Raw genomic sequence first — 21265 nt, 5'->3', positions numbered from 1 at the left:
GACGGCCGGCAGGCCCGCTCGGGGCGGGCCTATGTCGGGTCGCGGCCGTCACGGCTTCGGGCAGGAGTCGGCCTTCTGCCGCTCCTCGTCCGTCAGGCCGGGCAGGTCGCCCTGCGCCCCGGTGCCCGGGGCGGCGGCGCTCTGGCTCGGGGCGGCCGTGGTCGGGGTGGGGGTCGGGGTGGCCGTGTTCGTGGGAGCGGCGGCGGCCGGGGCCCGGCCGACCGTCCCCGAGGGCGACGGCGCCGGCGCGGTGGCCGTCAGGAACCCGGCGTGCGCCACCGCGGCGGTGGCCGGCTGGCCGGCCGGCGCGGTGCCCGGCAGCGCCGGGTTGGCCGCGGCCGTCCGGGCGTCGGCGACCTTGTGGCAGAACGCCGCCTGCTCGCCGAGCTTCTTCACCTTGTCGTCGGCGTCACCCAGGCTGCTGGCCGAGATGGTGTTGGTGACGTGGGTGCGCTGGTCCTGCGGCAGGTACTTGAGCTCGATGTCCTTGTACGAGGTGTGCACCGAGGACAGGCTCACCCCGGCGAGGCTCTGGTTGAGGCCCTGGTAGACCGCGACGTGGTCGCCGTCCACGCCGACGTAGTACTGGTCCTGGGTCCACTGGTAGCCGAAGAAGCCGACGCCGCCCAGCACGCCCAGGGCGACCAGCGCGGCCAGCGAGAGCTTGAGCGCCCCGCTCCTGCGCTTGGGCCGGGCCTCGTCGTCGAACTCCTCGGTGCCGTACACCGACGGCTCGCCGGCGCCGAAGCCGTCGTAGCCCTCGGCGGGGCCGAAGCCGGCCGGGGCGGCGCCGTAGCCGGCGTCGTAGCCCTCGGCCGGGCCGAAGGCGCCCTGCGGGGAGCGACCGAGACCGGCCGCCCGGCCGGCCGGGGTGTCCCGGATCGACTGGTCGGCGACGGTCGAGGACGGCGGGGTCTCGGCGACCGCGCCGACCACCACCGGGACGTCGTTGAACTGACCGCTCAGGGTGTCCGTGGCGCCGACGTCGAGGACGTCCGCCACGATGCAGGTGATGTTGTCCGGACCGCCGCCGCGCAGCGCGAGCTGGATCAGCTCCTGCACGGTCTGCTCGGGGGAGTAGAAGCTCCCGAGGGTGTCCTGGAGGGTCTGGTGGCTGACCGGGCCGGAGAGGCCGTCGGAGCAGATCAGGTAGCGGTCGCCGGCCCGGACCTCGCGGATCGACAGGTCGGGCTCGACCTGGCCGCGGCCGTCCAGCGCCCGCATCAGCAGCGAGCGCTGCGGGTGGGTCTCGGCCTCCTCGGGCGTGATCCGGCCCTCGTCGACCAGGCGCTGCACCCAGGTGTGGTCCTGGGTGATCTGCACCAGCGAGCCGTCCCGCAGCAGGTACGCGCGGGAGTCGCCGACGTGCACCAGGCCCATCCGCTGGCCCGTCCAGAGCATCGCGGTGAGGGTGCAGCCCATGCCCTCCAGCTGCGGGTCCTCCTCGACCATCTGCCGGAGGCGGTCGTTGGCGCCCTGGACGGCGTCACCGAGCAGGGTCAGCAGATCGGCGCCGGGCACGTCCTCGTCCAGCCGGACGATCGAGCCGAGCACCTCGGAGGACGCGACCTCGCCGGCCGCGGCGCCGCCCATGCCGTCGGCCACGGCCAGCAGCCGCGGCCCGGCGTAGCCGGAATCCTCGTTCCCCTCCCGGATCAGCCCCTTGTGGGAGCCGGCGGCGAAGCGCAGCACCAGGGTCATGCGACCTGAGCCCCCCTCTGGGTCATGGACGGGATGCTGTCCCTCATGCGCTACTACTTCCGCAGTTCGATGACGGTCCTGCCGATACGGATCGGCATGCCCGGCTGGAGCGGGGTCGGCGCGGTCAGGCGCTGCCGGTCCAGATAGGTGCCGTTGGTGGAGCCTAGATCCTCGACCGTCCACTGCCCAGTCTGATCCGGATAGATCCTGGCATGCCGGGAGGACGCGTAGTCGTCGTCCAGCACGATGGTGGAGTCGTGCGCCCGGCCCAGCGTGATGGTCTGGCCCTGCAGCGCGACGGTCGTACCGGCCAGCGAGCCCTGCACCACGACCAGCTGGGTCGGGGCGCCGCGGCGCCGGCCGCCGCCCTGGGTCTGGGGGGCGGGAGCGGGCTGGCCCTGCGGGGCCCGCCCGGGCAACGGAGCGGTGGCCGCGGTGGCGGCGGCGGCCGCGGTCGCGGCACCGCCCCGGCGGGAGGAGCGGGGGTTCACCCTGGTCCCGAACAGGTCACTGCGGATCACCTGGACCGCGACGATGACGAACAGCCACAGCACGGCGAGGAAACCCAGCCGCATGACCGTCAGGGTCAGTTCTGACATGGCCGGCCCGCCCGTGAGTGAGCGAAGCGAGCGAACAAATCGGACACTACCCTTCGACCTGTCGGTAGACGATGGTGGTGGAACCCACGACGATTCGCGAGCCGTCGCGGAGCGTAGCGCGCTGGGTGTGCTGTCCGTCCACCACGATGCCGTTCGTGGACCCGAGGTCGAGCACCATCGAGGGGGTGCCGGGCCGGATCTCGGCGTGCTTGCGGGAGACCCCGGGGTCGTCGATCCGCACGTCGGCCTCGGTGGAGCGGCCGAGCACGCAGGCGTTCCCGGTGATCTGGTGGCGGGAGCCGTTGACCTCGATCCAGCGGCGCACGGCGGTGCCGTGGCCGGCGCCGGGGAACGGGCGGACGTTGCCGCCGGCGCCCGCCGGCGGGCCGGCGGGCATGGCGGGGGGTGCGGCCGGGGGCGGGGGCGCGCTGTAGGGGGCGGCGCCCTGCTGCTGCCACGGTGCGCCGGGGGCCGGGGCGGCCGGCGGCCGGCCGTAGCCTCCCCCCTGGGTGGGCTGCGCCGGGGCCTGCTGCTGCGCCTGCGGCTCCTCGGCGGCCAGCGTGCGGCTGCGCACCCGGTAGAGGCCGGTGTCCAGGTCGTCGGCCTTCTCCAGGTTCACCTGGAGCGTGCCCATGAAGGAGTACCGCTGGGCCTCGGCGTACTCGCGGACCATGCCGGCCAGCTCGGTGCCCAGCTGGCCGGAGTAGGGGCTCAGCCGCTCGAAGTCGTGCGGGCTCAGCTCGACGATGAAGTCGTTGGGCACGACGGTGCGGTCGCGGTTCCAGATGCTCGCGTTGTTGTCGCACTCGCGCTGCAGCGCACCGGCGATCTCCACGGGCTGGACCTCGGATTTGAACACCTTGGCGAAGGTGCCGTTGACGAGACCCTCAAGTCGCTGCTCGAACTTCTTCAGCACTCCCATGGGGCACCCCCTTCCAGGGTTCGTTCGCCTGCCTGCCGACCGGATCCCGGGGAGCCGGTCGCGCCTACTTGCGGTACTTCCGTACTGATCGTATCCACGCCGGGGCCATCCATACGGTTCCCGGACCGCGTGGTGCCCGGGGGTGGGCTCGGACACACAGGGTGACGCATTCCGGCGGCGGCATGCCAGGGCTACCCGTCGGAGCGGCCCCTCATCCCTCGCTCACCCGTTCGTCCGGGCATCCGTTCGGATGCGCTCGGCCGCCCCGGGAAACGGATTCGGAGGCGGCCCGCAGGTCGTGCTACTGTTTTCCACGTCGGAAGGGGCGCCCGCAAGGGAGCCGGACCGAAGAACCGCGAAGGCCACATGGTACCGAGCGGATCGGCTGGTCGGCTGGCAACCACGACAAACACCCATGCGCGGGTGGCGGAATAGGCAGACGCGCTGGATTCAGGTTCCAGTGCCCGAAAGGGCGTGGGGGTTCAACTCCCCCCTCGCGCACAGCGAAGCCCCGCAGATCTTCGGATCTGCGGGGCTTTCTCGTGTTCGCGGGGAGGTCGGCGCCCGGCCCCCGGGGAGGCGGCGCCCTCAGTCCCGGCCGGCGGGGAGGTCGGCCCGCACCGCGAAACCGCCGTCGGGGGTGGTGCCGGCGGTCAGGGTGCCGCCGAGCAGCTGTGCCCGTTCACGCAGACCGACCAGGCCGTGCCCGCCGCCCGGCAGGGTCTCGGCGGGCCGCACCGGCGGGGCGTCGTTGCGGACCTCGACCCGGAGCCGGCGGCCCTCCGCGCGCACCCGGACCCGGACGGTGGCCTGCGGGGCGTACTTGGTGATGTTGGTGAGCGCCTCCTGGACCGTCCGGTAGGCGGCCCGCTCGACCGCCTCGGGCCAGGGGTCCTCCCCCGGGAACAGCTCGGCCTCGGCGGCCAGGCCGCTCTCCTCGATCAGCCGGGGGAGGTCCGCCAGCCGGGGCTGCGGGGCGAGCGGGGCGTCCGGGCGCGCACCGGCGGCCCGCAGCACGCCGACCATCTGCCGCAGCTCCTCCAGGGTGCGCACGGAGAGTTCCCGGATCGTCCGGGCGGTGGCCGCGGCGGCCGGGTCGGCGGTGCTGACCTGCAGCGCGCCGGCCTGGATGCTGATCAGGCTGACCTGGTGCGAGACCACGTCGTGCATCTCCCGGGCGAGCCGGCCGCGCTCGCTGATCAGCACCCGCTCGGCGAGCAGCCGGCTCTCCCTGGCCTGGCCCCGGGTCAGCTCGTCCAGCCGGGCGGCCAGCTCCCGACGGGTGCGGGAGAGCAGACCGGTGGCGGCCGGGCCGGCGGCCAGCATCACCGACTGGATGGCGTACAGCGCCGTCTCCCGGCTCGGTTCGAGGGACTGCTCGGAGAGCGGCCAGTGGAAGAACTCGACCAGCGCGAAGAGCGTCGCGCAGGGGACCACCACCCGGGGGGCGGGCCGCTCGGCGGCCACCGTGTAGACGGCGGTGATCGGGGCCAGCCAGATGTCGGCGAGATAGCTGCCCGGCATGGTGAGCAGCAGCACGGTGACCGGGAAGCGCCGGCGCCAGGGCAGGACGACGGCCGCGAGCAGTGAGAGCAGGACCTGCCACCAGGTCGCGCCCCGGGCCACCAGCGCGGCGTCCATCAACGAGTAGAGGGCCGGCAGCAGCAGCATCAGCCAGGGGGCGGTGAGCCGGGCCGGCAGGCGTCTGGCGGGGGGCAGGTCGGTGGTGGTCATGCCCCGTTGCCGGGTTTCGGCCGGACCAGGCCGGCCCGGTGGGCGACGACGGCGGCCTGCACCCGGTTGGCGGCGCCGAGCTTGCCGAGGATCGCGCTGATGTGGTCCTTCACCGTGCCGGTGCCCAGGAAGAGCCGGTCGGCGATCTCGGCGTTGGACAGGCCCTCGCCGAGCAGCGCCAGGACGTCGAGTTCGCGGCCGGTGAGGGTGCGGGCCAGCGTGGCGGCCTCGGCGTCCGGGCCGCCGCCGTCCACGTAGCCGCCGATCACGGTGCGGGTGACGGTCGGGGAGAGGATGCTGCCGCCGGCCGCGAGCACCCGGACGGCGTGCACCAGCTGCTCCGGGGCGGTGTCCTTGAGCAGGAAGCCGGACGCGCCGGCGCGCAGCGCGGTCCCGATGTACTCGTCGGTGTCGAAGGTGGTGAGCATCGCCACCGACGGCGGGTCGGGCAGGGCGCGCAGCCGGCGCAGCACCGAGATGCCGTCGAGGTCGGGCATCCGGATGTCGAGCAGCACCACGTGCGGACGCAGGCGCTGGACGTGCTCCTCGGCCTGGCTGCCGGAGCAGTCGCCGACCACCTCCAGGTCGGGGGCGGAGCCGACGATCAGGCCGAGGCCGGAACGGACCAGGATCTCGTCGTCCACGATCAGCACGCGGGTGGTGGTGATGGTCCCTCCTCGGTTCGGGCGGCCGGGCCCGGCCGGTCCGCTCGATGCAGTCTTCTTGAGCATTTCGAGACTAGGGCCAGTGGGGGCGGGCTGCCGAACGCTCGGTCGCCGGGACACCCCCGCCGTTCGGCGGGGGTCGGAATCGGCTACCGGGTTCACGTAATTCTCACCCGGGGTGCGGAACGATGGAGTTGGCTGCCCCTTCACCGGTTTTCGGTCATGGCCAGGGTCGCTGGTCAGTCCGTCGGGCGCACGGATGCCCGGCGCCGGCCCGTGTTGCGGATGCGCCCCACCATCTGATCGTTTGGAATTGAGCTGTGTCGTCCACTGTGAAGTCGGAGCCGTCCGCCGCGTCCGCCGGGCCCCGGCCCGCCGGCCTGCTGGAGCGCTGGCGCCCGAGGGCCGCCGCGGCGACCGTCTGGTACCTGCGCCTGATCGCGCTGCTGAACCTGGTGACGGTGCTGCTGGTGCCGTTCCGGGACCAGGTGACCGAGCACAACGAGGGCGAGTACTTCACCCCCTACCTGATGACGGCCGGTCTGAGCAGCGCGGTGCTGTCGGTGTTCCTGGCGATCGCGATGCGGCGGCGCAAGCGGGCCGCGTGGATCTTCAACATCGCGCTGGCCGGGCTGTTCGCGGTGCTCTACCTGCTCGCCATGGCGGTGCCGGGCGAGCGGTTCAACCACCACGCGCTGAACTACATCTCCACCGTGCTGACCTGCCTGTTCGTGCTGGCGCTGCTGGTCGGGCGGAAGGAGTTCACCTCCAAGGGCGACAGCTCCAACCCGAAGACGGCGGCGGCCACCTTCGTCGGCGGCCTGGCCTTCGGCGGGGTCGTCGGCGCGCTGCTGGTCTGGGCGAACAACACCGCCCAGGGCTCCGACTTCTGGGACCTCTTCCGCTACTCGGTCGGCCGGATGATCACCATCACGCCCTCCGAGCACCTGCGGTCCGTGGTCACCGCGCCCACCTGGGTCAACGCCGTCATCAACGCGATGGGCGGGGTGCTCTTCCTCCTGGTCCTCTACGTGGCGTTCCGCAGCCCCAAGGACAAGGAGCTGCTGACCCCGGAGGACGAGGAGCGGCTGCGGGCCCTGCTGGAGAAGCAGGGCGACCGGGACTCGCTGGGCTACTTCGCGCTGCGCCGGGACAAGGCGGTGGTCTTCTCCCCCAGCGGGAAGGCGGCGGTGACCTACCGGGTGGTCGGCGGGGTCTCGCTGGCCTCGGGCGACCCGATCGGGGACCCGGAGGCCTGGCCCGGCGCGATCGACGCCTGGCTGGCCGAGGCCCGCGAGCACGCCTGGGCGCCGGCCGTGATGGGCGCCTCCGAGGAGGCCGGGGTGATCTACGCCCGGCACGGGCTGGACGCACTGGAGCTGGGCGACGAGGCGATCGTCGAGCTGGACGAGTTCTCGCTGGACGGCCGGGCGATGCGGGTGGTCCGCCAGGCGTACAACCGGGTCAAGCGGGCCGGGTACACCGTGCGGATCCGGCGCCACGAGGACATCCCCGAGTACGAGATGGCCGAGCTGGTGGCCAAGGCCGACCAGTGGCGCGACGGCGCGACCGAGCGCGGCTTCTCGATGGCGCTCGGCCGCCTCGGCGACCCGGGCGACGGGCGCTGCGTGATGCTGGAGTGCCACGACGGGGACGGCGAGCTGAAGGCGCTGCTGAGCTTCGTGCCGTGGGGTGCGGACGGGCTCTCGCTGGACCTGATGCGCCGGGCCCGGGACACCGAGAACGGGCTGATGGAGTTCATGGTGATCGAACTCCTGCAGCGCGCCGAGGAGGTCCAGCTGGCCCGGGTGTCGCTGAACTTCGCAATGTTCCGTTCCGTTTTCGAGCGCGGGTCGCGGCTCGGCGCCGGGCCGGTGCTGCGGCTCTGGCGCTCGGTGCTGGGCTTCTTCTCGCGCTGGTGGCAGATCGAATCGCTGTACCGCGCCAACGCCAAGTACCGGCCCATCTGGGAGCCGCGCTATCTGCTGTTCGAGAAGAGCAGCGAGATTCCGCGCATCGGCATCGCCAGCGCGCGCGCCGAGGGCTTCATCACCGCACCGAGTCTGCCCGCCCTGTTCCGTCGCCGGCACAGGGGAGCCGACGCGGCGTCCCGGGTGCCGGTGGCCGCACGGGACGGGAAGGGGTAACCCCTCCGCCGGGGGGCGGAGGGGGCCGGTCGTCCGGATGGGGGGCTTTCGGGGTTTTCTCTCCCCCCAGAGGATGAGGCAGCTCAACTTTTATGCCGATGTGGATTCATTAACCGGCTTCTAATGTTGGAGTGGTCGAGAAGGCGTTCGCGGCTTCGGGGATTTGGAGAGACGGTTGTGATTTACAGGACCCACGCGGGGGGCGTGCGAAAGGGGCCGCTGGCTATTGCCGGAGCGGCCGCTGTCGCCGAGTGGGGGACGTTGTTCGGGGTGGTCCGGGAGCGGCTGGTGGCGAAGAAGTTCGCCGCCGTTCCGCTGGCCACGACGGCGACCGCCCTGATCCTGCTGTTCAGCGTCGTGCAGCACCTGCCGGGCGGCGAGCGGTTCGTCACCCGCATCGGGGTGGTGAAGGCGGCGCTGCCGCTGGACGTCTCGCTGCTGCGCACGCCGCTGTCGTTGTACGTGCCGGCGCTGGACCTGCCGGTCTGGGGGGCGCTGGCCCAGGTCTTCGTGGTCTTCGGGATCGCCGAGATCGTGCTCGGCCGGCGGCTGACCCTGGTGGTGGCCTACGCCTGCACCCTGGCCGGGACGCTGTTCGCCCGGGTCGGCGTGGCGATCGGCCCGGACCACATGTTCGGCTTCCCGAAGTGGGTGGCCTACGTCCGCGACACCGGCCCCTCGGCGGCGGTGGTGGCGCTGGCGATCTGCATCGCGTTCCGCTGCCGGGCCTGGTTCACGGCCGGTCTGGTGGTCGCGCTGATGGTCGGCGAGGCGGTCGTCCTGCCGAACCTGGCGGGCCTGGAGCACGTCGTCGCGGTGATCACCGCGCTGCTGATCGCCGTCTCGGTGGAGGTGTTCGGGGACTTCTGGCCGCGGGTGCTGGCCGGGGTCGGCGCGGCGGCCTCGGTGGCCGCGGCCGCCTCGATCGAAGTGGCCACCGAGGCCCGCCGCCGCTCGGCGGGCGCGGCCCGGGCGTAGCCGCCGGCCGACGGATTCCCGCCCGAGCGCCCGAGCGCCCGACCGCCCACCGGCGGTCGGGCGCTCGGCGTGCGGACGGCAGGTCGGCCCGCAGGGCACCGGGTCGAGCGCCCCGGAGGCGAGTGGGCTCTAGACGATGGGCAGCTCGAACCAGACCACCTTGCCGACCGCCTTGCGGGCGGTGCCCCAGTGTTCGGCGAGCTTGGTGACCAGGGTCAGCCCGCGGCCGGTCTCGCCGAGCTGTTCGGCGGGCTCCAGCGACGGCAGGTTGTGGTTGTCGTCGCTGACCTCGACCAGCAGCTTGTCCACCCGGATCAGCTGGAGCTGCACGCGGTCCCGGGCGACCCGGACGGCGTTCGTCACCAGCTCGCTGACCAGCAGCTCGGTGGTGTCGCTGAGCGCCTGCAGGTGCCAGGCGGCGAGCTGCTCGCGCACCAGGGCGCGCGCCCGCCGGACCTCGCGGTGGTCCACGGTGAGGTCCCAGGTGGCCACCTCGGTCGGTGCGACGCCGTCGAAGCGGGCCACCAGCAGGGCGACGTCGTCCTTGCGGTCGTCCGAGTGCAGCCGGTCCAGGACGACGTCGCAGGCCTCCTCGGGGCTGCGCTGCGGGTCGATCAGGTTGCCGCAGAGCGCGGCCAGTCCGGTTCCTATGTCGCCGCCCCTGACCTCGACCAGGCCGTCGGTGCAGAGCACCAGCATCGAGCCGTCCGACACGTCGATGGTCTTGGCGACGAACGGCACCCCGCCGACGCCGATCGGAGCCCCGGCCGGGATCTCCAGCAGCTCGCCGGTGCCGTCCGGGTGCACCAGCACCGGCGGGACGTGGCCGGCGCTGGCCAGCTCGCAGGTCCGGTTGATCGGGTCGTAGACCGCGTACAGGCAGGTGGCCAGATGGTCGTCGCCGAGCTTCTGGGCCAGGTTGTCCAGGTGGCGCAGCAGCTGGCCGGGCGGCAGGTCCAGGGCGGCGAGGGTCTGCATCGCGGTGCGGAAGCGGCCCATCGCGGCGGCCGAGTGGATGCCGTGGCCCATCACGTCGCCGACCACCAGCGCGACCCGGCTGCCGGGCAGCTGGATCGCGTCGAACCAGTCCCCGCCGACCTCGGCCTTGGGGTCGCCCGGCAGGTAGCGGTGGGCGATCTGCACGCCGGGGATCTGCGGCGGGCGGGTCGGGATCATCGAGCGCTGGAGGGTGGTGGCGACCTTGGACTCGGCGCGGTGCAGCCGGGCGTTGTCCAGCGAGAGCGCGGCGCGGGCGGCCAGCTCCTTGAGGGTGGCGGCGTCGCCCTCGTCGAAGGGGGCGCGGTCGGGCAGCCGGAGCAGCTTGAGGATGCCGAGCACGGTGCCCCGGGCGGAGAGCGGCACCACCAGCATCGAGCGGCCGGAGACCACCGAGGCCAGCCGGGCGCCGCCGAGCGCGGCGGCGTAGTCGACCGCGACGTCCTCGCTGACCACCGGGACCAGGACCGGCTGGTTGAGCTGGAGGGCCATCCCGGGCGGGGTGTGGCGGGGCATCGCGACCAGCGAGCCCTCGGCGAGGACGTGGTCCCACTGGCCGGCGGAGTCGTTGTTGGCCAGGGCGACCCGGCGCAGCATGGTGTCGTCGTCCGGCCGGGCCTCGGGCAGCTCGGAGTCGGAGATCAGGCCGTCCACCAGGTCGACGCAGGCGAAGTCGGCGACCCGGGGGACGAGCACCTGGCAGAGCTCGCGCGCCGTGAAGCCGAGGTCCAGGGTGGTGCCGACCTTGCCGCCGACCTCGTTGAGCAGGGCCAGTTGCTCGCCGGCCTGGCCGTTGGTCAGGAACGGGGTGAGCCGGCCCACCGGCGGGGCGCTGCCCGGGCAGGTCAGCACATCGGCGGAGGCGGAGGCGGGGGAGGGGACGGCGACGGGTGGGACCTGGTCGCCGCGGTGGACCTGGTGGCCGTTGGCGGACGACTCGACGGCGGCCTGCTCGATGGTGGCGCCTCCTCTGGGCGGTGCCGGGACGGTCGGGGCGGCCGCCGGGGTGCCGCTCACGGCGCCGGCGGGCCGGGCGGCCGGCGCGGCGGGCCGGTCGGCGGCCTCGCGCTGGACGGGCAGCGGGCCCGCCGGCCGACGGCCGGGGGCGGGCTGCTCGGGCTGCGGGGGCGGGCCGAGCCGGGCGGCGCGCTGCTGGGCGGTCGGGTAGCGGCGGCCGATGCCCGCGGCCGCGTGCGCGGTGCCGGCCTGCGGATCGGCCGGCAGCACGGGGAGCACGGTGGTGGCGTCCAGCCGCAGGGCGGGCAGGCCGGCCCGGCGCAGCCCGTCGAGCAGCTGGGCCCGGCGGTCGGCGGAGCCGGCCGGCAGCAGCCGGGCGAGCGGTTCGGGCACCGGGCGGCCGGGCGCGGTGAGGGCGGCGGTGAGCCGGTGGAAGCCGCCCTGTGCGGCGGGGGTGGCGGCGAACGGCAGCAGGCGCTCGCCGAGCGCGAGCCGCGGCCCGGCGGAGCGCAGCGGGCGGGCGTCGGCGGCCAGGGCCAGCAGGCCGCCGGCCGGGCCGGCCAGCGGGTAGGCCCACCAGAGCACGTCGCGCAGGTGTTCCTCGCGGTCCACGACGGGCATCTGCCCGGCCCACGGGCGGTCGGTGGCGGTCAGCTCGGCCAGCGTGTCCAGCGCGTCGCGGCGGTGCCGGACGGCGGGGGCGGCGGCCGGCCCGGGGACGCTGCGCGGCTCGACGGCGGGCAGCAGACCGGAGGCGGGGCGGTCGTGGGTGACGTCGGCGCGGTGCCCGAACAGCTCCTCGGCAGCCCTGCTCCACTGCGCCACCCGGCCCGTCCGGTCGACCAGGACAAGGGCGAGCCGGACCAGCGCGACCACCCCTGAGGGCTGGTCACCCGGTGCGGCCCCGGATTCGGCCGTGACGGCCGCCGGACGCGGTGTTGAGTTGGGCTCGTCCACCATGGATTCGGTCTGCTCCCGCCTGGCCGCCACGCCTGGAGGTGGCCGTCTCTCTGGAGGAGGCACGCTGTGCGTACCAGCGAAGCACGGAGAGGGCTGGGCTCGATAGCGAAACGGGGAGATTCATCAGTACTTGTTGCGTGTCCTGGGGTGTACGCCCGCCCGCACTCCCCGTCCACCCGGTCGGAGCAGCGCGCACGGAGGTAGGGTGGCAGGCCGGGCCGCCCCGCGGGGCGGGCGTGCCGGTCCCGGTACGGCGGACGGCACGGCAGCAGGACGAGCCGGCAGGACGAGACAGAGGCGAGACGTGACCGCGCAGAGCCCCGCCCGTTGGACGGATCCGGAGCAGCAGGAGCTGGAGGAGCGGGTCGCCGCCGCCGAACTCGCCTGGCTCACCATGGACGTCGACATGCAGACCCTGCGCGTCGAGATCGACAACTTCGCCCTGATCCACCATCAGCTGCTCGGCCCGCTCTACGCCCGGCTGGACGAGCTGGACGCGCTGATCGCCGAGACGGTGGCCACCCGGACCGGGCACCCCGAGGACGTCCGGCGGGCCGCCGAGGCGCGCCAGCGGGTGGACGAACTCCCGGACCTGGACGCGCTGTTCGACAGTGTCCAGGAGCAGGACGCCGCCACCGCGCCGCCGGCCGCGCCGACCCGGGTGCGGCCCGGCCGGGACGCCCAGCGGATCTACCGCGAGCTGGTCCGCCGGGCCCACCCCGACCTGACCACCGACCCGGCCGAGCAACAGCGCCGGGCCGCCTTCATCGCCCGGGTCAACGAGGCCTACGCGTACGGCGACACCGCCGCGCTGGAGGGCCTCGCCGCCGAGTGGTCCACCGCCCCCGAGGCGGCGCCCGCGGTGGACTCCCCCGACCGGTTCGGCTGGCTGCGCCGGCGGCTGGAGTGGCTCACCGCCAAGATCGCCGAGACCGCCACCGAGCAGGTCAGGCTGGAGAACACCGCGATGGGCCAGCTGCTCGCCCTCGCCCCGCAGGACCCGGACGGGCTCCTGGAGGAGCTCGCCGACCAGCTGCTGGCCAAGGCCTCCGCCCAGCAGGCCGAGCTGGAACGGCTGCTCGGCGGGCAGCCGGTGGGAGACAATGGACCGGACCGGACCGAGCCCCAGGAGAACCAGACGATGTTCGCGCAGATCCCCACCGCCGAAGCCGCCGCCGTCCCTGCCGACGCCGCCCTGCTGGACGTCCGTGAGCAGGACGAGTGGGACGCGGGTCACGTGGACGGTGCGCTGCACATCCCGATGGGCCAGGTGATCGCCCGTCTCGGCGAGCTGCCGGACGAGAAGCTCTACGTGCTCTGCCGGGTCGGCGGGCGCTCCGCGCAGGTCGTCCAGTACCTGGTGCAGAACGGCCGGGACGCGGTCAACGTGGACGGCGGGATGTACGCGTGGGAGGGCGCCGGCCGCCCGATGGTGAGCAGCGACGGCCGGGACGCCTTCGTCCTGTAGCGCGGCAGGTCCGGGGGACCGCCGGGATTCCCTCCCCGTCGCAGGCACCGACGGCCCTCGGGTAGGGCAGGATGGGCGCGCGACCGAGCCGGGACGGGACCGGCGGCGTACGTCCGGCGGGGTGGTTGCACCTCCCGGCCGAAAGGCCGGGGCGGGGGCACCTCCCGGCCGGAGGCTGGGGGAATCCATGGCCGAGGGCACCGGGGCACCGCCGGGCGGGCGGGCTTGGTCGACGCCGGCGCTGGCCGTGCTCGTACTGGCGGCCGCGGTGCTGGTCGCCGGCACCGGGTTCTTCCTGGCCGCGGTGTTCCTGCACGTGGCCCCGGCCAACACGGCCTCCCGGGAGTACCGGGAGCAGGTCGACGGCCTGGTGTACCCGGAGTTCGAGCAGAACTGGAAGCTGTTCGCGCCCAACCCCTTGCAGCAGAACGTCACGCTGGACGCCCGGGTGCGCACGGTCGCGGACGGCGGTGCGACCAGGACCCACGACTGGACCGGGCTGACCGCCCGGGACATCGCGGCGATCCGCGGCAACCCCGCGCCCAGCCACGCCGACCAGAACATGCTCCGGCGGGCCTGGGACTTCTACGAGGGCTCGCACAGCGCGCAGGACGACTCGCCGACCAACCCGCGCGGCAAGCTGGCCGAGCAGTACCTGAAGCGGATCGCGCTGCAGCGGATCGGCCGGAGCGTCGACGGCGAGCGGATCCTGCAGATCGAGTTCCGGGTGACGACCGCGACCGTGCCGCCGCCGGGCTGGAGCGGCGAGGCCGCGCCGCCCGCGCCGAAGGTCCGGGAGCTGCCGTGGTGGCCGGTCGGCGACGAGGACTTCCGGGGGCTCGGGTGAACGAGGTGTCGCCCGTGGTCGGGTCGCAGCGGCTCGACGGCATCCTCCCCCAGCCTTCGGCCGGGAGGGACCCCCACCCCTGGCCTTCGGCCGGGAGGGACCCCCACCCCCAGCCCGGCCCGCCGGACGCGGGGTACCCCCACCCCGGCCCGCCGGACGGGCCGGCGCCGGCTCCCGGGCGGGCCCGCCCGGCGCCCGGCGCCGCGGCCGCACGGGCCCTCGCGGCGTTCACCGGGCGGGCGCTGGGGCGTCACCAGGCGGCGGCGGTGCGGATCGGCTTCGGGCTGGTCTGGCTGGCCTTCCTGCTGCGGGAGTGGCCCAACCGGCGGCTGCTGTACGGCGACACCTCGCCGTGGTCGCTCGACCTGGCCGAGCGGCTGCTGGCCGACAACGGGGCGCTGACCGTGCTGCCGTGGTTCGGCGGGCGGCTCTGGTTCGAGCTGGTCTACCACCTGGCGGTGCTGGCCGCGCTCGCCGTCCTGCTGGGCTGGCGGACCAGGGCGAGCACCGTGCTGTTCCTGGTCACCGTGCTGTCGCTGCAGAACCGCAACGTCTTCCTCGGTGACGGCGGCGACAACGTCGTCCACCTGATGGCGGTCTACCTGGTCTTCACCCGCTGCGCGCAGGTCTGGTCGCTGGACGCCCGGCGGCCGGCCCCCGGGCGGTCCGGGGTGCTGCTCTGGGCGGTGCTGGGCGCGGTGCTGCTGGTCTGCCAGCTCGGCGCCTTCTCCGGCGAGAGCCTGACCTGGACCACCGCCGGCTTCCCGCACGTCGGCTGGGCGCCGGTGTTCTGGGGCCTGTGGGCGGTGGCCGGGCTCTGGTGGGTGCTCGGGCGGCTGCGGCCGGACGGCGAGCCGCGGGCGGTGCTGGACGCGCTGGCGAACATGGTGCACAACTGCGCGATGCTGGTGATCGCCGCCGAGGTGGTGCTGATCTACGCCACGGCCGGCTGGTACAAGGTGCAGGGCTCGCGCTGGCAGGACGGCACCGCGCTCTACTACCCGCTGCACCTGGACTACTTCACGCCCTGGCCGGGACTGTCCGCCCTGGCCGGCTCGGCCCTGCTGCCGGTCTTCCTGATCTCGTACGGGACGGTGCTGCTGCAGGTGGCGTTCCCGTTCACGCTGGTCCACCGGCGGGTCAAGAACGTGCTGCTGGCGGTGATGATGGCCGAGCACCTGGGGATCGCGGTGCTGCTGGGGCTGCCGGTGTTCTCGCTGGCGATGGTCGCGGCGGACGCGGTCTTCCTGCCGACCGGGGCGCTGCTCTGGGCGGCGGCGCGGTTCGGGGGCGCGGGGGCACGGGTCCGGAGCCTCGGCCGCCTCCGCCCCCGGAGGGCGCCGCTCCCCTAAGCTGACCGCTATGTCCTGGTTTGCCGCACTCCGAGACACCGCGCGGACCGGACTGACCCTGGACCGGGCGCTCACCGACCCCAAACGTGCGGCCCGCGGAGCCGTCGCCGTCGCGCTGGTGCTCTTCCCCACCCTGGCGCTGGGCGGGGCCCGGCTCGCCACCTCGGCCGCGATGGGCGCGTTCATCGCCGGGACGGCCACCTTCCAGCGCAGCTTCCGCCCCCGGCCCACGCTCGCCGTCGCGGCCGGGATCGGGCTCGGCACCAGTACCTTCCTCGGCTACCTGGCGGCCGGGGTGACCGGGGCGTTCCCGGTGCTGCTCGCGGTCTGGGCCTTCGGGGCCGGCCTGGCCTGGGCGATCGGGCCGACCGCCGGGGTGGTCGCCGCCAACACCCTCTCGGTGATGCTGGTCGTGGTCCAGCTCCCGGTCAGCGCGGCGACCGCGCTCGGCCACGGGCTGGTCTGCGCGCTCGGCGGCGCCGTCCAGGCGGCCGTCATCACGCTCTGGCCGATCGGCAGTTGGACCGCCCAGCGCGAGGCGCTCGCCGACACCTACGCCGAACTCGCCGACTACGCCCGGCGGCTGCGCCAGGACCCGACCGCGCACGTCGACCCGGCGCCGTTCATGACGGCCCGGCACGCGGCCGCCCTGACGCCCTGGCAGGACCGCCGCCGACCGCCCGAGCTGCGCGGGCTGCGCGGCATCGCCGAGCGGGTCCGCCCGACCCTGGCGGCGATCGCCGATCCCAAGGTCGGCGCCCCCGAGGAGGGGCCCGAGCGCGACCGGGCCCGGGCCGTGCTGGCCGCCGCCGCCGAGGCGATGGACGCCCTGGCGCGCGCCGTCCGCACCGGTGATCCGCTGCAGCTGCCCCGCTCCGCACCGGCGCTCACGCTGGCCGCCCCGGCCGACGGGCCGGAACTGCAGGGCGCCGCCCGGCGGGCCGCCCGCCGGCTGGCCGGGCTGCTGCGCAAGGCCGCCGACGCCCTGGAGCGCGGCGACGAGGACACCATCAGCACACCCGTGGTCGGCGCCGGCGGGGCCCTGCTGAAGCCGCCGCTCTCCCGGATGCTGCCGGTCGCGCTGCGCGCGGTGCGGCGCCAGCTCCAGCCGCACTCGGCGGTCTTCCAGCACGCCGTCCGGCTCGCCGGGGTCGTCGTGCTCGCCTACCTGCTCGCCCGGTTGCTCGGCTTCGAGCACGGCTACTGGGCCCCGATGACCGCCGCCATGGTGATGCGGCCCGACTTCGCGCAGACCTACAGCCGGGGGGTGGCCCGGCTGGCCGGGACGATGGTCGGTGTCGCCGTCTCCACCCTGGTGGTGCAGCTGGCCCACCCCGGGGAGTGGGTGCTGGCCGCGCTCGCGGTGTTCTGCATCGGCGGCGCGTACCTCACCCTGCGCACCGGCTACGCGCTGATGACGGTCTGCATCTCCTCGTACGTCGTCTTCCTGCTCGGCCTGCAGGAGGGGAACCCGCTGGTCACCGCGGTGGAGCGGGTCGGGCTGACCTTCCTCGGCGGCTCCGTCGCGCTGCTCGCCTACGCGCTCTTCCCGACCTGGCAGACCGCCCGGCTCGGGGAGCGACTGGCCGAGTGGCTGGCCGCCGCCGGGCGCTACGCGGCCGCGGTGCTCGCCGTCTACGAGAACCCGGGCGCCCCGCGCGGGCGGGAGGTCCGCTCGGCGCTGCTGGACTCCCGGGAGGCCCGCTCCGAGCTGCTCCAGGCCATGCAGCGGGCCGACGCCGAGCCGGGCCGGCACGCCTCCGGGCTGCCCGGGGTGAGCCGCCGCCAGCTGGACCGGGCCCGGGCGGCGGTCGGCCACCTCGGGCGGGTCGCCGTGCTGCTGGAGGCCCACCTGCCCACCGCCGACGCCGAACCGGTGCCCGGCGCCGCCGAGTTCGCCGAGGAACTGCGGCTGGCCACCGCGCTGGCGGCGGCCGCGCTGCTCACCGAGCGTCCGGTCGAGTTCGACTCGGTGCGGGAGGCGCAGGCCCGGCTGGAGGAGCGGCTGGCCGGGGCGCCGCCCAGCGTGCAGCGCGAGGTCGTCCGGACGAGCTCCCGGCTGCTGCTCCAGGCGCTGAAGGACCTGGAGCGCGCGCTGCGCGGGGGCGGCTCGGCCACCCCGGAGCAGCGCGCGCAGGAGTCCACGGCGCGTTAGGTCCGGGCCGGTCCGGGACCGGCGCGGCGGTCCGGGTCAGGCGGCGGCCGCGGCCTCCAGCCAGTTGGCGAACTCGCAGGCGAAGTGCCACTGGTGGCCCGCCGCCAGCTCGTCCGGGGCGGCCGCGGGGAACTCGACGGTGAGCCGGATTCGCAGGCCCCCGGGCGAGTCGGCGAACTCGTGCATGACCCGCAGCACCTCGGAGCCGTCCGCGAGCCGCCCGGTGCCGCCGATCCGGACCGGGTACTCGGGGGTGGCGGTGGGCGCGTCGAAGCGGAGGAAGAAGCGCAGCGGCCCGGCGCCGACGGTCTCGATGATCTCGACCTGCCCGCCGGTGGAGTCGGCGAGGTAGTGCTCGGGGTTGGCGGCGAGCAGGGCGGCCCGGTCGGGCGCGTGCAGCCGGCCCTGCCACCAGCCGAGGAAGCGTTCGGCGTCGATGCCCTCGGCGGTCAGCTCGGTGACGGCGCGGCGCCACCGGCCGCCGGAGGCGCTCAGCAGGCCGCGCAGCACGGTGTCGGCGTCGGCGGTGTCGGCGGCGAGCAGGTCGCGGGTGCGGTCGTCGCCGAGGCGCTGCTTGAGCAGCCGCAGGGCGGCGCGGGCCCGGTCCAGCTCCCAGGCCAGGACGGCCTCCCGGGGGTACCGGGTGCCGTCGATGTCGGTGCGGACGGTGGGAGGGGGCGTGGCGGTGGTCGTCATGGCGTCGCTCCTCGGCAGGGCGGCCGCCCGGGCAGGGGGGCCGACGGGACAGGGCCTAGGCGGAGAGATTTTCTCCGGTTCCTGGACGGTAGCATAGGGGGAGAGAATCTCTCCGGTTAAGGGGTTGGCGATGAGGGCGGACGCGGAACGCAGCCGGCGCAGGATCCTGGACGCGGCCTGCGAGGTCTTCCTGGAACGCGGGCCGGACGCCCCGCTGGACGCGGTGGTCCGCCGGGCCGGGGTCGGCCCGGGCACGCTCTACCGGCGCTTCCCCGACCGCGAGGCGCTGGTCCGGGCCCTGGTCACCGACCTGCTGGCCCGCCTCGCCGAGGCCGCCGAGCAGGCCCGCAGGGAGGAGGACGACCCCTTCCGGGCGCTGCGCCGCTTCGTGCACGCCGCCGCCGACCTGCGGATGGGCGCGGCGATCGTGGTGCTGCTGGAGCGGCTCGTGGTGGACGGGGAGCTGACCGCCGCCCGGGCCGGGGCGGTCACCGCCGTGGAGTCGCTGGTCGCGGCGGCGCAGCGGGCCGGGCAGCTGCGGGCGGACGTCGGCATGGGTGACCTGGTGCTGCTCTGCGTCCGGGTCTCCCGGCCGCTCCCGGGCGGGCTGGCCGCCCTGGACGCCGACGGCACGCTGGTCCACCGCCAGCTGGACCTCGCCCTGGCCGGGCTGCGGGCGGGCGTCACCGACGGCGCGGGCGTGCCGCTCGGCTTCGACCAGGTGATCGCGGCCGCCGGCCGGCCCGGTGAGGCGGGGGTGGCAGAGTGAGCGGCATGAACGACGAGCTGGTGCGCGCCTGGCGGGCGGGCGCGGCGGCCCCGGACACGGTGCTGCTGGACGGATTCCACGCGCTCAAGCACGCGCTGCGCTTCGGCGGGGACGTCCGGCAGGTGCTGACCGCCGACCGGGCCGCGCTGCTGGCGCTCGCCGCCGAGCTGGCCGAGGACGTCGCCCCCGCGCTGGCCGGCCTGGCCACCGAACTGCCGGAGGCGGCGCTGCGCACCCTGGTGCCCAGGCTGCACCCGACCGGGGTGATCGCGCTGGCCGGCCGCCCGACCGCGGAGGCCAACCTGGCGGCCCTCGGCCGGCGGCCCCGGACGGCGCCGGTCGTCCTGCTGGAGAACCCGCGCAACCTGGGCAACGTGGGCGCGGTGATCCGGCTGGCGGCCGGCTTCGGCGCCACCGGCGTGGTGACCACGGGGGACCTCGACCCCTGGCACCCGAACGTGGTGCGGGGCAGCGCCGGCCTGCACTTCGCCACCGCCGTCGAACGGCTGGCGCTGCCCGAGCTGCCCGCCGGCCCGCTGTTCGTGCTGGACCCGGAGGGGGCGGACATCCGGACGGTGGCCGTGCCGGACGACGCGCTGCTCGCCTTCGGCACCGAGCGGCACGGCGTCTCGGCGGAGCTGAGGGCGCGCGCCGACCGGCTGGTCGCGGTGCCGATGCAGCCCGGGGTCTCCAGCTTCAACCTGGCGACCAGCGTGGCGATGGGGCTCTTCCACTGGATGTCGGGCCGCCCGCCCGGTGGTCCCCCGCCGGGCGGGCCCGCGGGCGGCTGACGCGCGCCTACCGGTCGAACAGCCGGCGCCAGGTGTCCGGCCCGGGGTAGCCGTCGGCCTCGCCGCCGCGCCAGCCCTGGGCGAGCTGGAAGGCCTGGACGGCCAGCCGGTCGCTCTCCGTCCAGCGCGGGCCGGGACCCTCGCGGTAGAAGCGGCCGAAGCCCTTGCGGACCAGCTGCTCGCCGAGCGCGGTGACGGAGGCGTGGTCGGCCCCCGGGCGGAACGCGTCCGCGCCGGGGAAGGCGGGCACCACGCCACCGGTGCCGGGGGTGGCCGGGGGCGGCGGGAGCGGGGTGGTGGCGGCGGCGATGTCGCGGCCCTTGTGGTTGACCAGGTAGTCCCAGGTGTCCTTGCCCGGGAGGCCGTCGGCCTCGCTGCCGCGCCAGCCCTGGGCGAGCTGGAAGGCCTCGGTGGCCCTGCGGTCGGCCTCGCCCCAGCGCGGGCCGGGGCCCTCGGTGTAGAACCGGCCGCCGCCACGCTGGACCAGCAGCTGGCCGAGCTTGGTGACGTAGGCGTTGTTCGCGCCCGGGCCGAACGAGTCGGCGCCGGGGTAGGCGGTCGACGCGGAGCCGTCGTTGCTGGGGTCGTCGGCGCCGGTGCCGTCCGAGAGCGCCTTGGCGCGGTACGGGAGGTACGAGGCGGAGTTGTTCCAGTAGGCGTACGGGGTGTCCCGCCTGGTGGTGCCGGGGGAGGTCTGCTCGTAGGCCAGGTAGCGGGTGCGGGAGGAGTCCGTCCAGCCGCCGAAGAGGGTGACGTGCGAGCCGGCCTGCGGATTGGCCGGGTTGTTGTAGATCAGGATGTCGCCGGGCCGGAGGTCCGCCTTGGTGATCCGGTCGGCGAAGTCGGGCAGCGTCCAGGTGGTCTGACTGCTGCCCAGGCCCCAGGCCATCGAGACGAAGCCGGAGCAGTCCTGGCGGTAGCCGTCGGACCAGTAGCGGCTCATGCTGTACGGGACCTTCCGGTCGACCCAGCCCTGCGCCCGCTCGATGATCTGCGCCCGGGTGAGCGGCTGCGCGGTGGCCCGCGGACCGGCGAAGGCGCGGGCGCCGGGGGCTTCGCCGTAGAGACCGCTGACCCCGCCCTGCGGTGTGGTCGGCGCCTCGGCGGCGCTGGTGCCGCCGGGGGTGGGCGCGGGGGCCGCCGCGGCCCCGGTGGCCCCGCCGCCCAGGACGGTGCCGACCGCGGCCATCAGCACCGCCGCCCGGCGGCGGACGCTCCGGGCCGCGGCGTGGCCGCCCTCGTGCACCGGCGCGGCGTGCAGCCGGGCGCGGCGGCGGTCACGGCAGCCCCCGCATATGCAGTCCTCGTCCGGTGCGACCTCGTCGAATTCCAGCAACGGGGTCGATTGCTCGGTAGGGGTCATTTCTCCGCCTCATTCCCGGTCAGTCCTGATGGCACGACAGGAGTGACCTTCCCGGGCCGGTATCGCGTGTTATCGGGACCAAAGTCCCAAACCGGACGGGTGGTCGGCGCGGCGAGTGGGCCGCCCGGGTGACAACCGTTCGGCGGCCCGGGCGTGGCGCGGGGA

16 protein-coding genes and 1 tRNA gene are annotated in these 21265 nt (G+C 74.9%); 9 read left to right on the top strand and 8 right to left on the bottom strand.

Features of this window, described 5'->3' with window-relative positions; all coding sequences use genetic code 11:
* Positions 1–48: 48 nt before the first annotated feature.
* From ACWDRR_RS14220 to ACWDRR_RS14210, 3 genes are read right to left on the bottom strand one after another with little or no spacing between them, the layout of a single operon-like run.
* Positions 49–1701: a PP2C family protein-serine/threonine phosphatase gene (locus tag ACWDRR_RS14220; protein ID WP_449772450.1), complete on the bottom strand. Its 1653-nt coding sequence runs from the start codon at positions 1699–1701 to the stop codon at positions 49–51.
* A 53-nt stretch (positions 1702–1754) separates the two neighbouring features.
* Positions 1755–2300, bottom strand: coding sequence for an FHA domain-containing protein FhaB/FipA (locus tag ACWDRR_RS14215; RefSeq protein ID WP_449772449.1), 546 nt, complete (start codon positions 2298–2300; stop codon positions 1755–1757).
* 46 nt (positions 2301–2346) lie between these two features.
* Positions 2347–3222: an FhaA domain-containing protein gene (locus ACWDRR_RS14210; protein WP_449772448.1), complete on the bottom strand. Its 876-nt coding sequence runs from the start codon at positions 3220–3222 to the stop codon at positions 2347–2349.
* A 417-nt stretch (positions 3223–3639) separates the two neighbouring features.
* Here ACWDRR_RS14210 and ACWDRR_RS14205 point away from each other — a divergent pair.
* Positions 3640–3723, top strand: a tRNA-Leu gene (locus ACWDRR_RS14205).
* An 87-nt stretch (positions 3724–3810) separates the two neighbouring features.
* Here ACWDRR_RS14205 and ACWDRR_RS14200 read toward each other — a convergent pair.
* Both ACWDRR_RS14200 and ACWDRR_RS14195 read right to left on the bottom strand, forming a co-directional pair.
* The gene (locus tag ACWDRR_RS14200; protein WP_449772447.1) at positions 3811–4956 is read right to left on the bottom strand and encodes a sensor histidine kinase; all 1146 of its coding nucleotides are present in this window, start codon (positions 4954–4956) and stop codon (positions 3811–3813) included.
* Positions 4953–5624 carry a response regulator gene (locus ACWDRR_RS14195; protein WP_449772538.1) on the bottom strand — a complete coding sequence of 224 codons (672 nt, stop codon included), beginning with the start codon at positions 5622–5624 and terminating at the stop codon, positions 4953–4955. Before ACWDRR_RS14195 ends, ACWDRR_RS14200 begins: the two co-directional genes overlap by 4 nt.
* A 317-nt stretch (positions 5625–5941) precedes the next feature.
* On the opposite strand from ACWDRR_RS14195, the gene ACWDRR_RS14190 reads away from it, so the two are divergent.
* Together ACWDRR_RS14190 and ACWDRR_RS14185 are read left to right on the top strand one after the other, a co-directional pair.
* Complete coding sequence (locus ACWDRR_RS14190) at positions 5942–7768, top strand: phosphatidylglycerol lysyltransferase domain-containing protein (RefSeq protein ID WP_449772446.1); 1827 nt, start codon at positions 5942–5944, stop codon at positions 7766–7768.
* A gap of 204 nt (positions 7769–7972) precedes the next feature.
* On the top strand, positions 7973–8746 hold the full coding sequence (locus ACWDRR_RS14185) for a hypothetical protein (protein ID WP_449772445.1): 774 nt from the start codon (positions 7973–7975) through the stop codon (positions 8744–8746).
* Positions 8747–8875: 129 nt separating this feature from the next.
* Here ACWDRR_RS14185 and ACWDRR_RS14180 read toward each other — a convergent pair whose 3' ends face one another.
* Positions 8876–11659 (bottom strand): SpoIIE family protein phosphatase, encoded by a 2784-nt coding sequence (locus ACWDRR_RS14180; RefSeq protein ID WP_449772444.1) that lies wholly within the window; start codon positions 11657–11659, stop codon positions 8876–8878.
* Positions 11660–11963: 304 nt separating this feature from the next.
* Between ACWDRR_RS14180 and ACWDRR_RS14175 the strand changes: the two genes are divergently transcribed.
* The 4 genes from ACWDRR_RS14175 to ACWDRR_RS14160 all read left to right on the top strand — a co-directional run bounded on the left by ACWDRR_RS14175 (position 11964) and on the right by ACWDRR_RS14160 (position 17481).
* Positions 11964–13127 carry a rhodanese-like domain-containing protein gene (locus ACWDRR_RS14175; RefSeq protein ID WP_449772443.1) on the top strand — a complete coding sequence of 388 codons (1164 nt, stop codon included), beginning with the start codon at positions 11964–11966 and terminating at the stop codon, positions 13125–13127.
* Between the two features lie 187 nt (positions 13128–13314).
* The gene (locus ACWDRR_RS14170; RefSeq protein ID WP_449772442.1) at positions 13315–13974 is read left to right on the top strand and encodes a DUF5819 family protein; all 660 of its coding nucleotides are present in this window, start codon (positions 13315–13317) and stop codon (positions 13972–13974) included.
* A gap of 14 nt (positions 13975–13988) precedes the next feature.
* Entirely contained in the window at positions 13989–15326 is a 1338-nt protein-coding gene (locus tag ACWDRR_RS14165) for an HTTM domain-containing protein (protein ID WP_449772441.1), read from the top strand.
* Positions 15327–15336: 10 nt separating this feature from the next.
* Positions 15337–17481, top strand: a complete 2145-nt coding sequence (locus ACWDRR_RS14160; protein WP_449772440.1) for an FUSC family protein — start codon at positions 15337–15339, stop codon at positions 17479–17481.
* Positions 17482–17517: 36 nt separating this feature from the next.
* On the opposite strand, the gene ACWDRR_RS14155 is transcribed toward ACWDRR_RS14160, so the two are convergent.
* Positions 17518–18177, bottom strand: coding sequence for a hypothetical protein (locus ACWDRR_RS14155; protein ID WP_449772439.1), 660 nt, complete (start codon positions 18175–18177; stop codon positions 17518–17520).
* A gap of 130 nt (positions 18178–18307) precedes the next feature.
* Between ACWDRR_RS14155 and ACWDRR_RS14150 the strand changes: the two genes are divergently transcribed.
* Together ACWDRR_RS14150 and ACWDRR_RS14145 are read left to right on the top strand one after the other, a co-directional pair.
* Entirely contained in the window at positions 18308–18946 is a 639-nt protein-coding gene (locus tag ACWDRR_RS14150; protein ID WP_449772438.1) for a TetR family transcriptional regulator, read from the top strand.
* Positions 18947–18951: 5 nt separating this feature from the next.
* Positions 18952–19737: a TrmH family RNA methyltransferase gene (locus ACWDRR_RS14145; protein ID WP_449772437.1), complete on the top strand. Its 786-nt coding sequence runs from the start codon at positions 18952–18954 to the stop codon at positions 19735–19737.
* Positions 19738–19744: 7 nt separating this feature from the next.
* Here ACWDRR_RS14145 and ACWDRR_RS14140 read toward each other — a convergent pair whose 3' ends face one another.
* Positions 19745–21100: a peptidoglycan-binding protein gene (locus ACWDRR_RS14140; RefSeq protein WP_449772436.1), complete on the bottom strand. Its 1356-nt coding sequence runs from the start codon at positions 21098–21100 to the stop codon at positions 19745–19747.
* Between the last annotated feature and the right edge of the window lie 165 nt (positions 21101–21265).

This window comes from Kitasatospora sp. NPDC003701, from assembly GCF_053587085.1.
This window is presented reverse-complemented; position numbering and strand designations above follow the sequence as displayed.

Excerpts from the sequence above, each read along its gene's own strand:
- ACWDRR_RS14220 (WP_449772450.1), bottom strand. The coding sequence starts at position 1,701 with ATGACCCTGGTGCTGCGCTTCGCCGCCGGCTCCCACAAGGGGCTGATC.
- ACWDRR_RS14140 (WP_449772436.1), bottom strand. The coding sequence starts at position 21,100 with ATGACCCCTACCGAGCAATCGACCCCGTTGCTGGAATTCGACGAGGTC.
- ACWDRR_RS14150 (WP_449772438.1), top strand. The coding sequence starts at position 18,308 with ATGAGGGCGGACGCGGAACGCAGCCGGCGCAGGATCCTGGACGCGGCC.
- ACWDRR_RS14145 (WP_449772437.1), top strand. The coding sequence starts at position 18,952 with ATGAACGACGAGCTGGTGCGCGCCTGGCGGGCGGGCGCGGCGGCCCCG.
- ACWDRR_RS14180 (WP_449772444.1), bottom strand. The coding sequence starts at position 11,659 with ATGGTGGACGAGCCCAACTCAACACCGCGTCCGGCGGCCGTCACGGCC.
- ACWDRR_RS14210 (WP_449772448.1), bottom strand. The coding sequence starts at position 3,222 with ATGGGAGTGCTGAAGAAGTTCGAGCAGCGACTTGAGGGTCTCGTCAAC.
- ACWDRR_RS14200 (WP_449772447.1), bottom strand. The coding sequence starts at position 4,956 with ATGACCACCACCGACCTGCCCCCCGCCAGACGCCTGCCGGCCCGGCTC.
- ACWDRR_RS14160 (WP_449772440.1), top strand. The coding sequence starts at position 15,337 with ATGTCCTGGTTTGCCGCACTCCGAGACACCGCGCGGACCGGACTGACC.
- ACWDRR_RS14170 (WP_449772442.1), top strand. The coding sequence starts at position 13,315 with ATGGCCGAGGGCACCGGGGCACCGCCGGGCGGGCGGGCTTGGTCGACG.
- ACWDRR_RS14215 (WP_449772449.1), bottom strand. The coding sequence starts at position 2,300 with ATGTCAGAACTGACCCTGACGGTCATGCGGCTGGGTTTCCTCGCCGTG.
- ACWDRR_RS14155 (WP_449772439.1), bottom strand. The coding sequence starts at position 18,177 with ATGACGACCACCGCCACGCCCCCTCCCACCGTCCGCACCGACATCGAC.